Origin of the sequence: Streptomyces sp. NPDC008317 (genome assembly GCF_042955955.1) — a bacterium.
Lineage (GTDB): Bacteria > Actinomycetota > Actinomycetes > Streptomycetales > Streptomycetaceae > Actinacidiphila.
This window is the reverse complement of sequence record NZ_JBIBFQ010000011.1, coordinates 101,172-121,477: the sequence shown is the minus strand read 5'-3', so window position 1 is coordinate 121,477 and position 20,306 is coordinate 101,172. Positions and strand designations below refer to the sequence as shown.

Annotated in this window: 15 protein-coding genes and 1 riboswitch; of the genes, 5 read left to right on the top strand and 10 right to left on the bottom strand. The window is 72.5% G+C overall.

What is annotated here, in order from left to right; translation table 11 throughout:
- Positions 1-23: 23 nt before the first annotated feature.
- Positions 24-2,783, bottom strand: coding sequence for a GNAT family N-acetyltransferase (locus ACFY9V_RS30645; RefSeq protein ID WP_391163834.1), 2,760 nt, complete (start codon positions 2,781-2,783; stop codon positions 24-26).
- Between the two features lie 161 nt (positions 2,784-2,944).
- Here ACFY9V_RS30645 and ACFY9V_RS30640 point away from each other — a divergent pair, with 161 nt between their 5' ends.
- A complete protein-coding gene (locus ACFY9V_RS30640; RefSeq protein ID WP_355338395.1) occupies positions 2,945-3,226 on the top strand; it encodes an HPr family phosphocarrier protein in 282 nt (93 codons plus the stop codon).
- Positions 3,227-3,462: 236 nt separating this feature from the next.
- On the opposite strand, the gene ACFY9V_RS30635 is transcribed toward ACFY9V_RS30640, so the two are convergent.
- The 4 genes from ACFY9V_RS30635 to ACFY9V_RS30620 all read right to left on the bottom strand — a co-directional run bounded on the left by ACFY9V_RS30635 (position 3,463) and on the right by ACFY9V_RS30620 (position 8,506).
- Positions 3,463-4,164, bottom strand: a complete 702-nt coding sequence (locus ACFY9V_RS30635; protein WP_355338392.1) for a GntR family transcriptional regulator — start codon at positions 4,162-4,164, stop codon at positions 3,463-3,465.
- 223 nt (positions 4,165-4,387) lie between these two features.
- On the bottom strand, positions 4,388-5,251 hold the full coding sequence (locus tag ACFY9V_RS30630; protein ID WP_355338389.1) for a M23 family metallopeptidase: 864 nt from the start codon (positions 5,249-5,251) through the stop codon (positions 4,388-4,390).
- A gap of 15 nt (positions 5,252-5,266) precedes the next feature.
- Positions 5,267-5,434: riboswitch (cyclic di-AMP (ydaO/yuaA leader) on the bottom strand.
- A 301-nt stretch (positions 5,435-5,735) separates the two neighbouring features.
- The gene (locus ACFY9V_RS30625) at positions 5,736-7,121 is read right to left on the bottom strand and encodes a pitrilysin family protein (protein WP_355338387.1); all 1,386 of its coding nucleotides are present in this window, start codon (positions 7,119-7,121) and stop codon (positions 5,736-5,738) included.
- A complete protein-coding gene (locus tag ACFY9V_RS30620) occupies positions 7,118-8,506 on the bottom strand; it encodes an insulinase family protein (protein WP_391163833.1) in 1,389 nt (462 codons plus the stop codon). Before ACFY9V_RS30620 ends, ACFY9V_RS30625 begins: the two co-directional genes overlap by 4 nt.
- Positions 8,507-8,877: 371 nt before the next feature.
- Between ACFY9V_RS30620 and ACFY9V_RS30615 the strand changes: the two genes are divergently transcribed.
- Complete coding sequence (locus tag ACFY9V_RS30615) at positions 8,878-11,322, top strand: DNA topoisomerase IV subunit A (protein ID WP_355338381.1); 2,445 nt, start codon at positions 8,878-8,880, stop codon at positions 11,320-11,322.
- Positions 11,323-11,514: 192 nt separating this feature from the next.
- The gene (locus ACFY9V_RS30610) at positions 11,515-12,459 is read left to right on the top strand and encodes a sucrase ferredoxin (protein ID WP_391163832.1); all 945 of its coding nucleotides are present in this window, start codon (positions 11,515-11,517) and stop codon (positions 12,457-12,459) included.
- Positions 12,460-12,564: 105 nt separating this feature from the next.
- On the opposite strand, the gene ACFY9V_RS30605 is transcribed toward ACFY9V_RS30610, so the two are convergent.
- The 3 genes from ACFY9V_RS30605 to ACFY9V_RS30595 form a co-directional block, all read right to left on the bottom strand.
- Entirely contained in the window at positions 12,565-13,641 is a 1,077-nt protein-coding gene (locus ACFY9V_RS30605) for an ABC transporter substrate-binding protein (protein ID WP_391163831.1), read from the bottom strand.
- A gap of 71 nt (positions 13,642-13,712) precedes the next feature.
- Positions 13,713-14,618, bottom strand: a complete 906-nt coding sequence (locus tag ACFY9V_RS30600) for an ABC transporter permease subunit (protein WP_391163830.1) — start codon at positions 14,616-14,618, stop codon at positions 13,713-13,715.
- The gene (locus ACFY9V_RS30595; protein WP_355338370.1) at positions 14,608-15,423 is read right to left on the bottom strand and encodes an ABC transporter ATP-binding protein; all 816 of its coding nucleotides are present in this window, start codon (positions 15,421-15,423) and stop codon (positions 14,608-14,610) included. Before ACFY9V_RS30595 ends, ACFY9V_RS30600 begins: the two co-directional genes overlap by 11 nt.
- A 252-nt stretch (positions 15,424-15,675) precedes the next feature.
- On the opposite strand from ACFY9V_RS30595, the gene ACFY9V_RS30590 reads away from it, so the two are divergent.
- Both ACFY9V_RS30590 and ACFY9V_RS30585 read left to right on the top strand, forming a co-directional pair.
- Positions 15,676-17,358, top strand: coding sequence for an ATP-binding protein (locus ACFY9V_RS30590; RefSeq protein WP_391048966.1), 1,683 nt, complete (start codon positions 15,676-15,678; stop codon positions 17,356-17,358).
- On the top strand, positions 17,355-18,047 hold the full coding sequence (locus ACFY9V_RS30585; RefSeq protein WP_355338364.1) for a response regulator: 693 nt from the start codon (positions 17,355-17,357) through the stop codon (positions 18,045-18,047). Before ACFY9V_RS30590 ends, ACFY9V_RS30585 begins: the two co-directional genes overlap by 4 nt.
- A 7-nt stretch (positions 18,048-18,054) precedes the next feature.
- Here ACFY9V_RS30585 and ACFY9V_RS30580 read toward each other — a convergent pair whose 3' ends face one another.
- Positions 18,055-19,776, bottom strand: a complete 1,722-nt coding sequence (locus ACFY9V_RS30580) for a cation acetate symporter (RefSeq protein ID WP_355338361.1) — start codon at positions 19,774-19,776, stop codon at positions 18,055-18,057.
- Positions 19,773-20,270 (bottom strand): DUF485 domain-containing protein, encoded by a 498-nt coding sequence (locus ACFY9V_RS30575; protein WP_391048972.1) that lies wholly within the window; start codon positions 20,268-20,270, stop codon positions 19,773-19,775. Before ACFY9V_RS30575 ends, ACFY9V_RS30580 begins: the two co-directional genes overlap by 4 nt.
- Positions 20,271-20,306: the final 36 nt, after the last annotated feature.

The window sequence follows — 20,306 nt, the reverse complement described above, 5'->3', positions numbered from 1 at the left end:
CGGGCGCGGGAGCGGGCGCCGGGTCAGAACGAGGACAGCGCCCGCGGCCCGAGATCGGTGCGGGCGGGCGGCCTGGCCAGGCGGACGGACGCGCCGAGGACGGTCAGCCCGCGCGAGGAGACCACCACCGGTTCCAGGTCGACCGCGACGACCTCCGGGAGGTCGGCGGTCAGCAGCGACACGCGCAGCAGCAGCTCCTCCAGCGCGTCGGTGTCGACCGGCTCGGCGCCGCGCCAGCCGAACAGCAGCGGCGCGGCCTTGATGGAGCGGACCAGTTCGGCCGCGTCCCGGTCGGTGGCGGGGACGAGCCGGTGCGCGGTGTCGCCGAGCAGCTCCGAGGGCGCGCCCGCCAGGCCGAAGGACAGGACGGCGCCCGCGGCGGGGTCGACGCCCGCCCGTACCACCGTGTCCACCCCGCGCGGCGCCATCGCCTGCACGACGGGCAGCAGCTCCCGCGGGGTGCCCAGCCGCGCGGTCAGCTCGTCGTAGGCGCGCCGCAGGTCGCCCTCGTCCGCCAGGTCCAGGCGTACGCCGCCGAGGTCGGCGCGGTGCCGCAGGTGGGGGGCGGTGGTCTTGAGGGCGACCGGGTAGCCGAGCCGGGCGGCGGCGGCCACGGCGGTGTCGGCGTCGGGAGCGGGCAGCGCGCCGCGCACCTGGATGCCGTACCGGCCGAGCAGCGTCGCGGTGTCCGCGTCGCCGAGCGCGATCCCGCCCTCGGGCGCCTCGCCGGGCGGCAGCAGGCGGCGTACGTCGTCGGCCGCCGCGGCCTCCTGGATGTCGTCGAACTGCGGGATGCGGCCGGGGTCCGCCGATCCGGCGCGCCAGGCCGCGTAGGCGGCGGCCTCGGCGAGCGCGCGCACGGCCCGGTCGGGCGCGGAGTAGGCGGGGATACGGGAGGCGGCCTCGTCGCCGGGCGCGCCGAGCCGGTCGGCCAGGGTCTCCAGGGCGAGGTGGGCGACCACCACCGGCTTGCCGCCGCCCGCGGCGGCGGTCGTACGGCGCAGCGCCTCGGCGAGCGCCGGGTCGTCGCCGGACTCGGGGTCGGGGGCGTCCTCGGAGCCGACGCGCGGGATCGCGGTGACGACGACGGCGTCGCTGCCGGGGTCGGCGAGCGCGGCGCCGAGGGCGGCGGCGAAGTCGTCGGGGGTGGCCGCGGTGGTGAGGTCGAGGGGCGCGGCGGGCCGCAGGCCCGCGGTGAGCGCGGCGTCGTAGGTGAGCAGGCCGAGCGATTCGGAGTTGCCGAGGACGGCGATCCGGTCGCCCGCGGGCAGCGGCTGGAGGGCCAGGAAGAGTCCGGCGTCCAGCAGTTCGGTGACGGTGTCCACGCGGATCACCCCGGCCTGCCGGAAGAGCGCGGAGACGGTGGAGTCGGGGATGCGGGTGGCGGGCACGGCGTGTCCTGCCGGGACGGAGCCGGAGTGCAGGGCGCCCTTGACGACGACCACCGGTTTGGCGGCGGCGGTGCGGCGGGCGAGCCGGGTGAACTTCCGCGGGTTGCCGAAGGATTCGAGGTACATCAGGACGGCGTCGGTGTCGGGGTCGTCCTGCCAGTACTGGAGGAGGTCGTTGCCCGAGACGTCGGCGCGGTTGCCCGCGGAGACGAAGGAGGAGGGGCCCGCGCCGCGGCGGTGCAGTCCGGAGAGCAGGGCGATGCCGATCGAGCCGGACTGGGTGAACAGGCCGAGGCGTCCGCTGCGCGGCATCTCGGGCGACAGGGAGGCGTTGAGCCGGACCCCGGCGGCGGTGTTGAGGACGCCGAAGGCGTTCGGGCCGATCACCCGCATGCCGTGGCTCCTGGCCTGCCGGACCAGTTCGCGCTGGCGCGCCCTGCCCTCCTCGCCGGTCTCGGAGTATCCGGCGGCGACCACCACCAGGCCCTGGACGCCCGCGGCGCCGCAGTCGGCGACGGCCTCGGGGACCCGGTCGGCGGGCACGGCGATCACGGCGAGGTCGACGGGCGCGCCGATGCCGAGGACGGAGCGGTGGCCGGGCACGCCGTCGATGTCGGTTCCGCCGTCGGGGAAGGAGCGGTTGACGGCGTAGACGTGGCCGGTGAAGCCGCCCGCGACGATGTTGCGCAGCAGCGTACGGCCGACGCCGCCCGGCCTGCGGCCGGTGCCGACGACGGCGACCGAGCCGGGGCGCAGCAGCCGCTGGACGGAGCGGGCCTCGGCGCGGTGCTCGCGGGCCCGCATGACCTGGACGGACTGCTCGGTGGGTTCCAGGTCGAGTTCGAGGTGGACGACGCCGTCGGTGAAGCTGCGCTGCTGGGTGAAGCCCGCGTCGGTGAAGACCTTGACCATCTTGCGGTTGGTGGGCAGGACTTCGGCGGTGAAGTGCAGGATGCCGCGCTCGCGGGCGACGGCGGCGATGTGTTCGAGCAGCGCGGAGGCGACGCCGCGGCCCTGGTGCGCGTCCTGGACGAGGAAGGCGACCTCGGCGCGGGTGCCGGTGGTGCCCTTGTCGGCGGAGACGGCCCGGCCCGCGTCGTCGGTGCGGTCGTAGCGGACGGTGGCGATGAAGTCGCCGCCGACGGTGGCGGCCAGGCCGACGCGGTCGTTGTAGTCGTGGTGCGTGAAGCGGTGCACGTCCCGGTCGGACAGCCGGGGGTAAGGCGCGAAGAAGCGGTAGTACTTCGACTCGTCGGAGACCTGCTCGTAGAAGTCGACGAGCCGTCCCGCGTCGTCGGGCCCGATCGGCCGGATGTGGGCGATCCCGCCGTCCCGCAGTACGACGTCCGCCTCCCAGTGGACGGGGTACGGATGCGCCGTCTGCTCGCTCATGGCCCCAGCGTAAGCGGGTGGCCCGGCGGGCGCGTCACACTCGCGGAGCCGACGCGCAGGGGGCAGTCTGGTGGGGGCCGCGATCGTGCCGACGTGCCGGAGCAGCGCTCCGGCCGTGCGAAACTGGTCTAGACAACTGGAACGACCCGAAGGGCAGCACCATGGTTGAGCGCCGTGTCAACGTCGGCTGGGCGGAGGGCCTGCACGCCCGTCCCGCGTCCATCTTCGTCCGCGCGGCCATGGCCGCGGGCGTCCCCGTGACGATCGCGAAGGCCGACGGCGGCCCGGTCAACGCCGCGTCCATGCTGGCGGTGCTCAGCCTCGGCGCGCAGGGCGGCGAGGAGATCGTGCTCGCCTCGGAGGCCGACGGCGCCGACGCCGCGCTCGACCGGCTGGCGAAGCTCGTCGCCGAGGGCCTGGAAGAGCTTCCCGAGACCGTCTGAGACGCGGCGGGGCGCGCCCGCCCTCCCCGGCCGCGCTTTCGCGCGACCGGGCCTTCGGGCGGTGCGCCCTGCCGCGCGAAGCGCCCTTCGCGTGGCCGGAACACGTCCGGGGATCTTTGTCCCGCCACCGGACAGCGGAATTCAGCGGGGCCGGACAATCCACCCGGATTGCACCGGCCCCGCTTTATTGCATTTACGGGTGCCGCAATTCTACGCACTTGTATACGGTGCGATTGTTAATGGCGGCGGCGCACCGCGTTTACGGGATGTTTCAGAATCCTCACCGCGGCGCTCCGCTCCACGTGCCCCGCGGCCAGTTTGCGGGCCCGCTCGGCGTCACCGCGCGCCACCGCGTCCACGAGCGCCGCGTGCTCCTCCCACGACTCCACCGCGCGGGTGGGCACGTCGTCGCCGTACACCCAGGCGATCTTGTGGCGCAGCTGCGTGAGCAGCGCGGCCAGCGTGGGACTGCCCGACGCCTGCGCCAGCGTCTCGTGGAACCAGCCGCCGAGCGACGGCAGGTCGGACAACTGGCCCTGGACCGCGCGCTCCTGACCTAGGCGTACGAGCCCGCGCAGCACCTTCAGATGCGCGTCGGTACGGCGCTGGGCGGCGCGCGCGGCGCCCAGCGGCTCCAACAGGCCGCGCAGTTCCAGAAGGTCGGCCGCCTCCTGCTCGGTGGGCTCGGCCACCGACGCGCCGGCGTGCCTGCGGGTGCGGACGAAGCCCTCGGACTCCAAGGTGCGCAGCGCCTCGCGGACCGGCACGCGCGACACCCCGTACCGCTGCGCGAGCAGTTCCTCCGTCAGCCGGCCGCCCGGCGGGAAGAAACCGCTGACAATGTCGTCGCGGATGGCCGTACACACCACCTGGGCGGAGATACGCCGCCCCGTGCCGTCCGTCCCGTTCACATCCGATTCCGCATCGCAGGACCCCATTCTTTCCGCACATTCTGCGGTAACCCTATTCCAGCACACCAGGGATTCCGATCACAGTCCCGAATATGGGACTTCTTTTGGCGCGCGGGACCGATGCGGGACGGGTACGGCACGGGTACGGGACGGACGAAGGCCCCGGCGGGGGGAGCCGGGGCCTTCGTGCTGAGGGGGGTGGTGCGGTGGTTCCAGGGGGCGGTGGCGGGACCCCTGCGGGGTCCTGGGGTCAGACCGAGACGCCGTGCTTGCGCAGGTAGGCGATGGGGTCGACGTCGGAGCCGTAGTCGGGTCCGGTACGGGCCTCGAAGTGCAGGTGGGGCCCGGTGACGTTGCCGGTCGCGCCGGACAGGGCGATCTGCTGGCCGGGCGTGACGCTCTGGCCGACCGAGACCTGGATCGAGGACAGGTGGCCGTACTGGGTGTACATCCCGTCGGACATCCGGATCACGATGTTGTTGCCGTACGAGCCGCCCCAGCCGGCCTCGACCACGGTGCCGGAGCCGACCGCGTGCACGGTGGTGCCGCTGGCCGCGTGGAAGTCGATGCCGGTGTGGTAGCCAGAGGACCACAGGCCGCTGGAGGAGTGGTAGGCGGTGGAGACGTAGGAGCTGTCGACCGGCAGGACGAAGGAGCCGAGACGCTTGCGCTCGGCGGCGGCGCGGTCGGCGCGGGCCTTGGCCTCGCGGGCGGCCCGGACCTTGGCCGCGGCCTCCGCCTTGGCCTTCGCGGCCGCCGCGTCGGCCTTGGCCTTGGCCGCCTTGGCGCGGGCGGCGGCCTCCGCCTGCTTGCGGTCGGCCTCCGCCGTGGCCTTCGCGGCCTCGGCGGCCTTGCGCTGGGCCTCCGCCTGCGCGGCCAGGGAGTCGGCGAGCGAGCCGGTCACATCGGCGGTACGGGCGAAGACGGTGTTCGCGACGGCGTCGTGCGCGCTCTCGGCGTGGGCCGTGGCGGTCATCGAGGTGGCCCCGAACGCTCCGGTCGCGGTGAGCACCGCGACTCCGGCGAGCGTGCCGCCACCGCGGACGGTGCGTGCGGCGCCGCGACGGGGACGGCGGTGCTTCCCGCTGGGCGCGGGCAGAACGGTGAACGCCATGAAGAGGCGTCGCTCCTTTCCTTCCTTCTCGCCTACCGGGTTAGCTGACGGGTTCGGAGCAGGAAGGTCTCCTACGGGTCCGGCCGCCGCTCGGCGGTCGGTCCCGATTCACCCCAGGGACTGCTCCCTCGCGAGAGGGCTGGGTCCCCGGCTCCCCTGACGGGGACTCGGCGATGTGTGCCCGCGTGCCGCCGGACGCGGCTGCTGCTGACGGGCAACGAGCGAAGACGCTAACCGCGGTTTCGCCCATCCGCCAAACAGATCAGCTGATTTGTTGCGTACGCCACACTTCGCTGACACTCCCCCGCAAGTCCTCCCCAACTCCCGCACGGCGCTCGAAAACGCCCGCGCGGCGGTCGAAAACGCCCGGAACCCCGGCGCCGCAGGGGGCTGCCGGGGTTCCGGGGACGGATGGCGCGAGCGGTGCCGACCGCTCGCGCCGGGTGGCGCGTGACCCGCGTGACGCGGGTCCGACCGTCCGGTACTACGTGATGATGTTCACCGGTCCGATGCCCAACTCGCCCACCGGCCCGGCGATGACGGACGCGTCCCCGACCAGCACCACCACGAGCCGGTCGAGCGGGAAGGCGTTGACGACCGCGGCGGTCGCCTCCACCGTGCCCGTGGCCGCCAGCCGCGCGTAGAGCTCGGCCTGGTAGTCGTCCGGGAGCTGCTGCTCGACCTGGTCGGTCAGCGTGGCCGCGACGGCCGCCGACGTCTCGTAGCGCAGCGGCGCCACACCGACCAGATTCTGTACGGCGACGTCCCGCTCCTCGTCGGTCAGGCCGCCCTCGCCGAGCGTCCTGATGACCTGCCAGGTGTCGGCGAGCGCGGGCCCGGTGACCTCGGTGGCCACCGAGCCGCTGATGCCCAGCAGCGCGGCGCCCGTACCGTCGGCGGAGCCGAGCAGCACCTGTCCGAAGGCGCGTACGCCGTAGGTGTAGCCCTTCTCCTCGCGCAGCACGCGGTCCAGGCGGGAGGTCAGGGTGCCGCCCAGGCAGTAGGTGCCGATCACGCGGGCCGCCCACACCGGGTCGTGCCGGTCGGCGCCGGTACGGCCGATGAGGAGCTGGGTCTGCACCGCGCCCGGCCGGTCCACGATGACCACGCGCGCGGTGTCGTCCGAGGTGATCGCCGGGCGCGGGCGGGGCTTGGCGGCCGAGCCGCTCCAGCCGCCCAGGGTGTCGTCGAGCAGCCGCGGCAGGTCGATGCCGGTGAGGTCGCCGACCACCACGGCGGTCGCGGTGGACGGGCGGACGTGGGCCCGGTAGAAGGCGCGTACGGCCGCCGCGTCGATCCTGCGGACGGTCTCCTCGGTGCCCTGGCGCGGCCGGGAGCAGCGCAGCTCCGGTGCGAACAGCTCCTTGGACAGCGCCATCGCGGCCCTGCGGGCGGGGTTGGCCAGCTCGTGCGGGATCTCGTCGAGCCGGTTGGCGACCAGCCGCTTGATCTCGTCCTCGGGGAAGGCCGGGGTCAGCAGCGCCTCCGCGAGCAGGGCGAGCGCCTTGTCGAGCCGGGAGGCGGGCACTTCGAGGGAGACCCGCACACCGGGGTGGTCGGCGTGCGCGTCCAGCGTGGCGCCGCAGCGCTCCAGCTCGGCCGCGAACTCCTCGGCGGTGTGCTGCTCCGTGCCCTCCGACAGCGCCCTGGCCATGATGGTGCCGACGCCGTCCAGACCCTCGGGCTCGGCGTCCAGCGGCGCGTCGAGCAGCACCTCGACGGCGACGACCTGCTGTCCCGGGCGGTGGCTGGTCAGCACCGTCAGCCCGTTGCCCAGGGTGCCGCGGTCGGGGGCGGGGAACGCCCACGGCCGGGGCTCCCCGGCCTGCGGCTGCGGGTGGAACGTCATGACGGCCGCGGTCTCGCTCACAGCTCGCCCTCCTGCTCGGTGGCTTCGTCGGTCGCTTCGTCAGTGGCGTCGTCGGTCGCTTCGTCGGTGGCGTCCTCCGCCGCGTCGCCGCCGGTGGGCTCGTAGACGAGGACCGCGCGGTTGTCGGGGCGCAGCCGCGCGGCGGCCACGGCCCGTACCTGCTCGGGGGTGACGGCCAGCACCCGCTGGACGGCGGTGAGGGCGAGCTGCGGGTCGCCGAACAGCACCGCGTAACGGCACAGTTCGTCGGCCCGGCCGCCCACGGTGGCGAGCCGGTCGAGCCACTCGCGCTCGATCTGCGCCTGGGCGCGCTCCATCTCCTCGGGGCTGGGGCCCTCCTGGGCGAAGCGGGCCAGCTCCTCGTCCACCGCGGCCTCGATGGTGCTCAGTTCGACCCCGCTGGACGCCTTGATGTCCAGCCAGCCGAGCGACGGCGCGCCCGCGAGGCGCAGCAGGCCGAAGCCCGCGGCGACGGCGCTGCGGTCACGCCGTACCAGCCGGTTGTGCAGCCGGGACGACTCGCCGCCGCCGAGCATGGTCAGCGCCAGGTCGGCCGCGTCGCCGTCGGCGGTGCCGTCCTCCGGCAGCCGGTAGGCCGCCATCAGCGCGCGCGAGGGCACGTCCTCCTCGATCACCTCGCGGAGCTGGCCGCCCATCACCTCGGGCAGCGAGCCGTCGCGCGGTGCGGGCTTGCCGTCGTGGGCGGGGATACTGCCGAAGTACTTCTCGACCCACGCCAGCGTCTGCTCGGGGTCGATGTCGCCGACCACGGCCAGCACCGCGTTGCCGGGCGCGTAGTACGTACGGAAGAACGCCTGCGCGTCCTCCAGCGACGCCGCGTCCAGGTCGGCCATCGAGCCGATCGGCGTGTGGTGGTACGGGTGCCCCTCGGGGTAGGCCAGCGCGGTCAGCCGCTCGAAGGCCGTGCCGTAGGGGACGTTGTCGTACCGCTGGCGGCGCTCGTTCTTCACCACGTCGCGCTGGTTGTCCAGGCTCTCCAGGTCGAGCGCGGTGAGCAGGCTGCCCATCCGGTCGGCCTCCAGCCACAGGGCCAGTTCGACCTGGTGGGCGGGCATGGTCTCGAAGTAATTGGTGCGCTCGAAGCTGGTGGTGCCGTTCAGCGAGCCGCCCGCGCCCTGCACCAGTTCGAAGTGCCCGTTGCCCTTGACGCTGGCGGAGCCCTGGAACATCAGGTGCTCGAAGAGGTGGGCGAGGCCGGTACGGCCCTTGACCTCGTGGCGGGAACCGACGTCGTACCAGAGGCAGACGGCCGCGACCGGAGTGAGGTGGTCCTCGGAGAGCAACACCCGCAGGCCGTTCGCCAGGCGGTGCTCGGTGGCTGTCAGGCCGCTGGAGTGTGCCTCCGGCGTGGCCGTGTGACCCATGGGCAAGCTGTCCTTCCGGTCGCTGCTGCGTGACTGCGTAGAGTGCTGCCACTCTAGGCAAGGGAGCCGACCGTCCGCGAAGTTCCCGGTCACGCCGTGGGTGAACGTGCCCGCCGCGTCGTGGGTGAACGTGCCGTCCACGGCACGCTCGTACCGGGTGGTGGTCCGCGATGTCGGTAGTGCGGTCCACAATGGTCGGCGTCCCACCCGAGCCTTGTGCCCGTCCGACCGCTCGACTGATCGCTCGACTGATCGCTCGACTGATCGTCCGACCGTTCGGCTGATCGCCCGTCCGATCGTCCGACCGGCCACCGCCCGACCGCCCGACCGATCGCCTGTCCGCCCGTCCAGATGAAGGAGCAGCCGCCGAGATGGCCCGCCGCACCGCGAAGACCCCGCCGCCCGACGATTTCGAGGAGCGCATCCTCGACATCGACGTCGTGGACGAGATGCAGGCCTCCTACCTCGAGTACGCCTACTCGGTGATCTACTCGCGGGCGCTTCCCGACGCCCGTGACGGGATGAAGCCGGTACACCGCCGCATCGTCTACCAGATGAACGAGATGGGGCTGCGGCCCGACCGCGGCTTCGTCAAGTGTGCCCGCGTGGTCGGCGAGGTGATGGGCAAGCTTCACCCGCACGGGGACGCGTCGATCTACGACGCCATGGTGCGGATGGCCCAGCCGTTCTCGCAGCGGCTCCCGCTGGTCGACGGACACGGCAACTTCGGCTCGCTGGACGACCTGCCCGCGGCGATGCGTTACACCGAGGCCCGGATGTCCGGCCCGGCCCAGCTCATGGTGGAGTCGATCGACGAGGACACCGTCGACTTCGCCCCCAACTACGACGGCCAGGAGCAGGAGCCCGCGGTCCTGCCGTCCGCGTACCCCAACCTGCTGGTCAACGGCGCCTCCGGGATCGCCGTCGGCATGGCCACCAACATGCCGCCGCACAATCTGGGCGAGGTCATCGCCGCCGCGCGCCACCTCATCAGGCACCCGAACGCCGACCTCGACACACTGATGCGCTTCGTGCCCGGCCCCGACCTGCCGACCGGCGGCCGGATCATCGGACTGACGGGCATCCGGGACGCGTACGAGTCGGGCCGGGGCACCTTCAAGATCCGCGCGACGGTCGCGGTGGACGACGTGACGCCGCGCCGCAAGGGCCTGGTCGTCACCGAACTGCCCTTCACGGTCGGCCCGGAGAAGGTGATCGCGAAGATCAAGGACATGGTCAACGCGAAGAAGCTCCAGGGCATCGCGGACGTCAAGGACCTCACCGACCGCGAGCACGGCCTGCGGCTGGTCATCGAGATCAAGAACGGCTTCAACCCCGAGGCCGTCCTGGAGCAGCTCTACAAGCTGACGCCGATGGAGGACTCCTTCGGCATCAACAACGTGTGCCTGGTGGACGGGCAGCCGCTCACCCTGGGCCTGCGCGAACTGCTCCAGGTGTACGTCGACCACCGCTTCGAGGTCGTCCGCCGCCGCAGCGAATTCCGCCGCACCAAGCGCCGCGACCGGCTGCACCTGGTGGACGGTCTGCTGGTGGCCCTCATCGACATCGACGAGGTCATCGCGATCATCCGGGCCAGCGACAACTCGTCGGCGGCCAAGGAAAGCCTGATGGAGCGCTTCGGGCTCTCCGAGATCCAGACGCAGTACATCCTGGACACCCCGCTGCGCCGCCTCACCCGCTTCGACCGGATCGAGCTGGAGTCCGAGCGCGACCGGCTGAACGCGGAGATCGCCGAGCTGACCCGGATCCTCGACTCGGACGCGGAGCTGCGCAAGCTGGTCTCGGCCGAACTGGCCGCGGTCGCCAAGCAGTACGGCACCGAGCGCCGTACGGTCCTGCTGGAGTCGGCGGGCGCGCCGCTGTCCTCGGTGCCGCTCGAAGTGGCCGACGACCCGTGCCGTGTGCTGCTCTCCTCGACCGGGCTGCTGGCCCGTACGACCAACGGCGAGGACTTCAGCGACGGCGGTGCCAAGCGCGCCAAGCACGATGTGATCGTCTCGGCGGTGCCGACCACGGCGCGCGCCGACATCGGCGCGGTGACGTCCGCCGGGCGGCTGCTGCGGCTGACCGTGATCGACCTGCCGATGCTGCCGGACACGGCCGGGGCGCCGTCGCTGGCGGGCGGCGCCGCGCTGTCGGAGTTCCTCACCCTGGAGGACGGCGAGCGGGTGCTGTGCCTGACCACGCTCGACGAGTCCTCGCCCGGCCTCGCGCTCGGCACCGAACAGGGCGTCGTCAAGCGCGTCGTGCCCGACTATCCGTCGAACAAGGACGACTTGGAGGTCATCGGCCTCAAGGACGGTGACCGGGTGGTCGGCGCGATGGAGCTGCGCACCGGCGAGGAGGACCTGGTCTTCATCACCGACGACGCGCAACTGCTGCGCTACCCGGCCGCGCAGGTACGCCCGCAGGGGCGGCCCGCGGGCGGCATGGCGGGCGTCAAGCTCGCCGACGGCGCCAAGGTGATCTCCTTCACCGCCGTCGATCCCGCCGTGGACGCGGTGGTGTTCACCGTCGCGCGGGCCGAGGGCACGCTGGACGACACGACCGAGGGCACCGCGAAGCTGACGCCGTTCGAGCAGTATCCGCGCAAGGGGCGCGCCACCGGCGGTGTGCGCTGCCAGCGGTTCCTGCGCGGCGAGGTCGGTCTCGCCCTGGCCTGGGCGGGTCCCGCGCCCGCCCGCGCCGCCACGCCCACCGGCACTCCCGCCGAGCTGCCGCCGAAGGACCCGCGCCGCGACGGCTCGGGTGTGCCGCTGGTCAAGCCGGTCGCGGTGGTGGCGGGACCGGTGTAGCGCCAGGCCGTACGCGGGCCGGTCGTACGGGCGCGTGCGGCTTGTCGCACAGGGTGTCGTACGGCCGGTCGTACGGGCTGTCGTACGGCCAGTCGTACAGGCTGTCGTACAGGTCGCTGGATACGGGCGCGGTGGCGGGGGCCGCCGCGCCCCGGGAATCGGGCGCCGCCGGGAGGCAATAGGCTCAGCCGGGTGAGCACCTGCACCAGCGCCTCGGCGTCCCTCGCCGAACCGGTGGCCGCCACCGCGGCCACCGCACGGACGTGGCTGCTGATCGAGCAGCCGGGCCCGTGGGGGGCGAAGGCGCTGGGGGCGAGCCGGCTGGACCCGGCGACCGGCCGCCAACTGGAACGGCTCGCCGACGGCACCGGCACCCGCGTCGCCCTGATCCGCCGCCCCGGCAGACACGCCGACCTGCACCTTCCGCGTCGGCACCGGGTCTACCTCGCGCACACCGCGCCGGGCGCCTCCTGGGTCCGTACCGCCGAGGTCGCCGACCCGGCGGAGCTGACCGCGCTGGACTTCACCGCGCTGGGCGCGGGCGCGCACAACGGATTCGGCGACGCGTACGACGGCGCGCCCCTCGCCCTGGTGTGCACCAACGGCAAGCGGGACCGCTGCTGCGCGGTGCGCGGCCGGCCCCTCGCCGCGGAGCTGACCGCCTCGGGCGGCAGCGAGGTCTGGGAGGTCACCCACCTCGGCGGACACCGTTTCGCGCCGACCATGCTCGTGCTGCCCTACGGCTACACGTACGGCCGGGTGGACGCGCACCACGCGAAGGACGTACTGGAGGCGGCGCGCTCCGGGCGAATGGTGCTGGACGGCTGCCGGGGCCGCTCGGCGTGGGACCGTCCCGGACAGGCGGCGGATCTGGCCGTACGGGAGCTGACCGGTGAGGACCGTACGGCGGCCGTGGTCGTGGAGGCCGTGGAGCGTACGGACCCGGCGCCCTCGGGCGACGGCGACGGCGCCTGGGCGGTGCGGGTGGCGCACGTCGACGGGCGGGTCTGGGAGGTGGCGGTGGCGCAGGTCGCGTCGCTGCCGCCGCGGCCGGAGAGCTGCGGCGCGGCCCTCGGCACACCCGCCCGGATGGAGGTCACGGGGATCGAGCGGGTGGCCGGGGGCCGCGCGTCGTAGGGCTCTTCGCCGGGCGCTCATGGCGAGGCGCTGCGTGAGCAGGCGCTACATGAGCAGGCGTTATGTGAGCAGGCGTTATGTGAGCAGGCGCTACATGACCGGGCGTTACTTGACGTTCTTGACGAACTCCGTGGTGTAGGTCTTCTCCAGGTCGACCTTCTTGCCCTTGAGGTTCGGGTTGAAGGACTTCAGGACCGCCTCCACGGTGGCCGGGCCGTCGGGGGGCATCACGCCGTCGGTGGTGAACATCGGCAGCGTGGCCTTGATGGAGTCGGCGTACAGCTTGGCGCCGCCCTGCGCGTAGTCGGAGGGCATCTTCGCGGCGATCTCCTCGGGGGTGTGCGTGGACATCCACTTGAGGGTCTTCACGAAGGCGTTGGCCAGCTTCTGCACGGTCTCCTTGTGGCCGTTCACCCAGTCGGTGTTCATGTAGAGGCTGGAGGACGGGTAGAGGCCGCCGAGCGCCTCCCGCGAGCCCTCGGGCGTGCGCATGTCGTACAGCACCTTGCCGATGCCCTTGTCGAGGATCTGCGCGACGGTCGGGTCGGTGGTCATACCGGCCTGGATGGAGCCCTGTTGGAGGGCGGCGATGAAGGTCTGGCCAGCGCCGACGGTGACGGGCGTGAAGTCGCTGACCTTGAGGCCGTTGTGCACCGCGAGGTACTTGGTGAGGAAGTCGGTGGACGAGCCGAGACCGGTCACGCCGAGCTTCTTGCCCTTGAAGTCCTTGGCGGAGGTGATGTCGCCCGCGGCCTTGGTGGAGACCACCTCGACCTCACCGGGTGCCTGTGCGAACTGCACGACGGACTCGATCATCTTGTTCTTGGTCTGGAGGTCGAGGGTGTGGTCGTAGAAGCCGACGGCGCCCTGCACGTCACCGGAGACCAGCGCCGTGGTGGCCTGCACACCGGCCGGTTCGCTCAGCAGCGTCACGTCGAGGCCCTCGGCCTGGAAGAAGCCGAGTCTCTGGGTGAGCATGGCGGGCATGTAGATGACCTTGTCCAGGCCGCCGACCATGATCTTGACCTTCTCGGCGTTCTTGGCCGCCGGGGCCGTGGAGCCCGCGTCCCCGGTGGAATCCGAGCCGGAGCCGGACGCGGCGTCGTTGGCACAGGCGGTGAGTGTGGTGAGGGCGAGGGCTCCGGCGAGGGCGAATGCCGGGAGCTTGGCGTACTGGCGCATGGTCACGTCCTTGTGAGAGCGGAGGGTGGGCGCGCGCGGGGGCGCGGGATTTCGGGGAGGGCGACCGCGGCTCAGCGTTCGGCGCCGGGCTGGGCGGGCTTCCAGCGGAAGAGCCGCTTCTCCAGGTAGGTCAGCAGGCCCTCGGCGATGAGGGCGACGACGGCGAGGATCACCATGGCCGCGTAGACACCGGCGGCGTTGAAGGTGCCCTGCGAGGCGGAGACCAGCAGGCCGATGCCCTTGGTCGCGCCGATGTACTCGCCGACGATCGCGCCGATCAGGGCGAAGCCGAAGCTGACGTGCAGGCTGGTGAAGATCCACGACGTGGCGGCCGGGATCACCACCTGGAGGGTGACGCGGCGGTTGCTCGCGCCGAGGACGCGGGCGTTGGCGACCAGATTGCGGTCGACCTCGCGGGCGCCCTGGAAGGCGTTGAAGAACACCGGGAAGAAGACCAGGACGACGGCGGAGGCCACCTTGGAGGCCGGGCCGAGGCCGAACCAGATGAGGAAGATCGGCGCCAGCACGATGCGCGGCATCGCGTTGAGCACCTTCACGTACGGGCCGAAGACGTCCGAGAGGAAGGGGATCCGGCCGAGCGCGATGCCCAGCACCACACCGCCGGCGACGCCGATGACCCAGCCGTACAGCGCCTCGTAGAGCGTGTACCAGATCTGCTCGCCCAGGGGGCCCTGCGGTGTGCCGTGCATCGTCCACTGCCGGATCTGGTCCCAGATCTTGGACGGCATGGAGAAGTTGAACGGGTCGATGACCCCGGTGCGGGCCGACCACTCCCACAGGCCGAGCACGAGGACGAGGACGGCGAGGCGGCTGGCGTACACCAGGAGGGTGCGGTTGCGGACGGCGCGGGCGCGGGCCTCGGTGCGCAGGGTGCCGGCGCCGGGCCCGGCCGGGACGGCGTCCTCGGGGGTGGCCCCGGTCCTAGGGGTGGCCGGGGCTGCGGACTCAGGCGGCATGTCCGACGCTCCTCTCGCGGGTGATGCGGACCTCTTCGCCCAGCGACGACCAGATCTCGCGGTAGATCTCCACGAAGCGCGGCTGGAGCCTGACCTCCTCGACCTTGCGGGGCCGCGGCAGGTCGATCGTGAAGACCTCCTTGACGGTGGCGGGCCCCGCGGTCATCACGACGACCTTGTCGGCCAGTGCGATGGACTCCTCCAGGTCATGGGTGACGAACACCACCGAGGACCCGGTACCGGACCACAGCTCCAGGAGTTCGTCGGACATCAGGGCCCTGGTCTGCACGTCGAGCGCGGAGAACGGCTCGTCCATCAGCAGGATGTCGGGGTCGTTGACGAAGGTCGCGGCGAGCGCGACGCGCTTGCGCTGGCCGCCGGAGAGCTGGTGCGGATAGCGGTCCTCGAAGGCGGTCAGGCCCACGCGGGCCAGCCAGTCGCGGGCCCGCTCCTTGGCCTCGGCCTTGCCGACACCGCGGAAGCGCGGCCCGGCCATGACATTGGACAGCACGGTCCGCCAGGGGAAGACGGCGTCCTGCTGGAAGACGAAGCCGACGCCGGGGTTGATGCCGTTCACGGCCTCTCCCGAGACCAGCACCTCGCCTTCCGTGGGCTCCTCCAGGCCGCTGACCAGGGTCAGCGTCGTCGATTTGCCGCAGCCGGTCGGTCCGACGACCGCGACGAACTCACCGCGTTCCACGGTCAGGTCCAGGTCTCTCACGGCGGTGTGCAAGGCGCCGGACGGGGTCCTGAACGCCTTGCTCGCCCCCCGCAGCTCGATGGCGGGGCTCGTTTCGCTGCTCATGGCGGTGGAGGCTAGGAGCGACCACCGCGGCGGCGGCAGTCTTGTGGGCGCAAGGAGCCTTCTGCGCGCAAGCCGGTCTTCTGCTCGTTTTGCTCGCCCGCGCACAACGAAAGCGAAACGGAGTCTGCCCATCCGGCTCCGCGGGGTTTACCTTGCGTTGACGACAGGGCTGTCGACGTACGCGTGGGGTGGGGACGCGGGTCGGCCGCCGCGACTGTCAGCGGACCGGTTGGAATGCGGAGGAGCCCCACGATGCGGATCGGATGGCCGCGCCGTGTCTCGGCGCAGGTCCTGTTGGTGCAACTGGCGATCACGGCGGGCGTCACGGCGCTCGCCACCGGACTCTTCCTGGCGCCGCTCAGCCACCAGCTCGACGAAGAGGCGATGCACAGGGCGCTGGCCATCGCGGAGACCGTGGCCGTCGATCCCGAGGTCGCGCGGGCCGTGGTCTCGTCCCGGCCGACGCCGGACGGCCCGGTGCAGGCGGAGGCGGAACGGGTCAGGATCGCCACGAAGGCCCTCTACATCGTGGTGATGGACACCCACGGCATCCGGTGGTCGCACACCGACCCCAAGCGGATCGGCGAACCCGTCTCGACCGATCCCAGCGTGGCGCTGGCCGGTGACGAGATCATGCAGATCGACCGCGGCACGCTGGGGCGCAGCACCCGCGGCAAGGTGCCGCTGTACGACTCCTCCCACCGGATCGTGGGCGCGGTGTCGGTGGGCATCAGGTACGACGGCATCCTCAACCGGGCGATCGGCCTGGTGCCGGGTCTGCTGATGTACGCGGGCGCGGCGCTGGGCGTGGGCGTGCTGGCGGCGGTGTGGGGTTCGCGGCGGTTGCAGCGGGCGACGCACGGGCTGGCCTTCGCCGACATATCGGCGCTGCTCGACGAGCGGGAGGCGATGCTGCACGGCGTCCGCGAGGGCGTGGTCGCACTGGACCGGCAGGGGCGGGTGCGGCTGGTCAACGACGAGGCGCAGCGGCTGCTCGGGCTCGACGGCGCCGGTGACGGCGCGGCCACCGGGCGGCTGCTGGACGAGCTGCTGCCGCCTGGCCGTACGACGGACGTGCTGGCGGGGCGGGTCGAGGGCGCGGATCTGCTGACGGTCAGCGGCGGGCGGGTACTGGTCGCCAACCGCATGCCGACCGGTGACGGCGGGGCCGTGGTGACGCTGCGGGACCGTACGGAGCTGGAGCTGCTCGGCCGCGAACTGGACTCCACCCACGGGCTGCTGGACGCGCTGCGCGCCCAGGACCACGAGCACGCCAACCGGCTGCACACCGTGCTGGGCCTGCTGGAACTGGGCCTGCACGAGGAGGCGGTGGGCTATGTCGCGGAGGTCGCCGACACCCATCGGGCGTCGGCCGAGGTGATCGCGGACCGGGTGCACGATCCGCTGGTGTCGGCGCTGCTGGTCGGCAAGGCCGCCATCGCGGCGGAGCGCGGGGTGTCGCTGCGGGTCGCGCAGAGCACGCTGCTGCCCGACCGGGTGGTGGACCCGCGCGATCTGGTGACGGTGCTGGGCAATCTCATCGACAACGCGCTGGACGCCGCCGCCGGGCACCGCGTGTCCCCGGCGATGTCCGCCGCGCCTTTCGTGGAGGTCGAACTGCGCGCCGAGGACGACACGACCCTGCTGCTGCGGGTGTCGGACACGGGGCCGGGAGTGCCGCCGGAGGCGCGCGAACTGATCTTCACCGAGGGCTGGTCGACGAAGGAACGTCCGCCGCACCGGGGGCGCGGCCTGGGCCTCGCGCTGGTGCGCAGGCTCGCCGAGCGGTACGGGGGTCTGGCGCGGGTGACAGCGCGGGCGGGCGGTGGCGCGGTGTTCACGGTGGTGCTGCCCGAGGCGCTGGCCGAAGGAGTGCTGGCCGGTGGGGCGCTGGCCGGAGGAGTGCTTTCCGCGGCTGGGGAGGCGGCGCGATGATCGACGTACTGGTGGTGGACGACGACTTCCGGGTGGCGGAGATCAACTCGGCCTATGTGGGCAAGGTGCCGGGCTTCCGGGTGGCCGGGCGGGCCCACACCGCGGCGCACGCGCTGTCGGTGCTGGAGCGCACCCGGATCGACCTGGTGCTGCTCGACCACTATCTGCCGGACGAGACGGGTCTGACGCTGGTCCGCCGGATGCGGCAGCACGGGCACCACGCGGACGTGATCATGGTGACGGCGGCGCGTGATGTCGCCACCGTGCAGGCGGCGATGCGGCTCGGCGCGTTGCAGTACCTGGTGAAGCCGTTCAGCTTCGCCGGTCTGCGGGCCAAGCTGGACGGTTACGCGGCGCTGCGCCGCACCCTGGAGGGGGTGGGCGGGCGCGGCGAGGCCGGGCAGGAGCAGGTCGACCGGATCTTCGGCGCCCTGCGTACGGCGGGCGCGTCCTCGGCCGAACTGCCCAAGGGGCACTCCGCGCCGACCGCCGACCTGATCCGCCGCGTCCTGCACGAGGCGGGCCGCCCGCTGTCCGCCCACGAGGTCGCCGAACGCGCCGGGCTCAGCCGCTCCACCGCCCAGCGCTACCTGAAGTACCTGGAGCAGGCGGGGCGGTTGAGCCTCACCCTCAAATACGGCGACACGGGCCGTCCCGAACACCGCTACGCCTGGGCCGCCACCGGCTGAACCGCCGTTACGCGGCCCCGGCGCCGGTGAGCGAACGCACCTCCGTCTCCGCGTACTTCCCCGCGTCCGCCTCCTCCGGCGACAGCAGGGTGCCGAGCCAGCCCGCGAGGAAGCCGAGCGGGATGGAGATCAGGCCCGGGTTCTCCAGCGGGAAGAGGTGGAAGTCGACGCCGGGGAAGAGCGCGTCGGGCCTGCCGGAGATGACGGGCGAGAACACCACCAGGAGCAGGGCCGGTACGAGGCCGCCGTAGATCGACCAGACCGCGCCGCGGGTGGTGAACCGGTGCCAGAACAGGGAGTAGAGCAGGGCGGGCAGATTCGCGGACGCGGCGACGGCGAAGGCGAGGCCGACCAGGAAGGCGATGTTCTGGTCCTGCGCGAAGAGGCTGAGCCCGATCGCGACGGCGCCGATCCCGACGGCCGCGAATCTGGCCACCCGCACCTCGTCCTCCTCCATCGCCCCTTCCTCCACCGCGTCGGCGGTGACCCGCGCGGTGCCGGGGGCCGCGGCCTCGCGCTTGGCGCGCCTGTTCTGCCGTGCCTGCGTTTCCGCGACGGGGCGGCGGCGCAGCGTGGCGTAGAGGTCGTGGGCCACCGAGGCCGACGACGCCAGGGTGATGCCCGCGACCACGGCCAGGATCGTCGCGAAGGCCACCGCGCCGACTACAGCGAACAGCACGGTGCCCCCTGTCGTCCCCTCCCCGCCGCCCAGGATCTCGGCGAGCAGCGGCACCGCGGTGTTGCCCGCGGCGTTGGACGAGCGGACGGTGTCGGTGCCGACGACCGCCGCCGCTCCGAAACCGAGCACGATCGTCATCAGGTAGAAGGCGCCGATCAGCCCGATCGCCCAGACCACCGACCGCCGCGCGGAGCGTGCCGTGGGCACCGTGTAGAAGCGGGACAGGATGTGCGGCAGACCCGCCGTCCCGAGCACCAGCGCCAGGCCGAGGCTGATGAAGTCCAGCTTCGACGCCCAACTCCCGCCGTACTTCAGCCCGGGAGCCAGGAAGGCGTTGCCGTGCCCGCTGCCCGCCGCGGCGGCGTGCAGCAGACTCCCCGGATTGCCGTGGAAGCGGACCAGGACCATCACGGTGAGCGTCACCGTGCCGCCGATCAGCAGCACCGTCTTGACGATCTGGATCCACGTCGTCGCCCGCATCCCGCCGAAGGACACGTAGAACACCATCAGCGCGCCGACCCCGACCACCGTCCAGGTGCGCGCCGCGCCGTGCCCGCCGAGCAGCAGCCCGACCAGGCTCCCGGCGCCGACCATCTGCGCCACCAGGTACAGGATCGACACCACCACGGACGACGTGCCCGCCGCGATCCGCACCGGCCGCTGTCTCATCCGCGCGGAGAGCACGTCGGCGAGCGTGTACCGCCCGCAGTTGCGCACCAACTCGGCGACCAGCATGAGGACCACGAGCCACGCGACGAAGAACCCGACCGAGTACAGCAGGCCGTCGTACCCGAAGAGCGCGATGAGCCCGGAGATGCCGAGGAAGGACGCCGCCGACATGTAGTCGCCCGCGATGGCCAGGCCGTTCTCCATCGGGGTGAACAACCGTCCCCCGGCGAAGAACTCCACCGACGAGCTCCGCCGCCGTCCCGCCCACGCCGTGATCGCCAGCGTTACCGACACGAAGATCGTGAACAGCACGATCGCGAGGCCCTGATGCTCCCCGGCCGAATCCGCCAGATACCCGCCATTGAACCGACCGCTGTTCAACGCACCCGCTCCTGCCCGGTCCTGGTCGCCAGCGTCCAGCGCAGATCGAGCGCCGCCCGGTCCCTGCGCAGCCGCGCGTGCCGGGCGTAGGCCCACGTCAGCAGGAACGTCGTGGCGAACTGCGCCAGCCCCGCCACCATCCCCACATTCACGTCACCCGCGACCTGATGTCCCATCAGGCCCGGTGCCGTGGTGGCCGCCACCACGTACAGCAGGTACCAGGCCAGGAAGCCCGCCACCACCGGGAAGGTGAAGCTCCGGTACCGGTCGCGCACCTCCTGGAACGCCGCGCTGCCCTGCACCTCCAGATACACCGCCGACCGGTCCACCGGCCGTCCGTCCTGGCCCGCCTGCGGTGTGCCCTCGGGCCGGGTCCGCCCCGGCGCGGGGTCGGGGGCCGTCTGATCCGGGACCCAGAGACCGGCGTCCGCCGCGTCCTGCCACGGGTCGTTCACCCGCAGCGCCCCGGGGTCGCCCCCGTCGTGCTTGTCCACCGAACACTCCTCGTTCCATCGGCCGATCGGCCGATG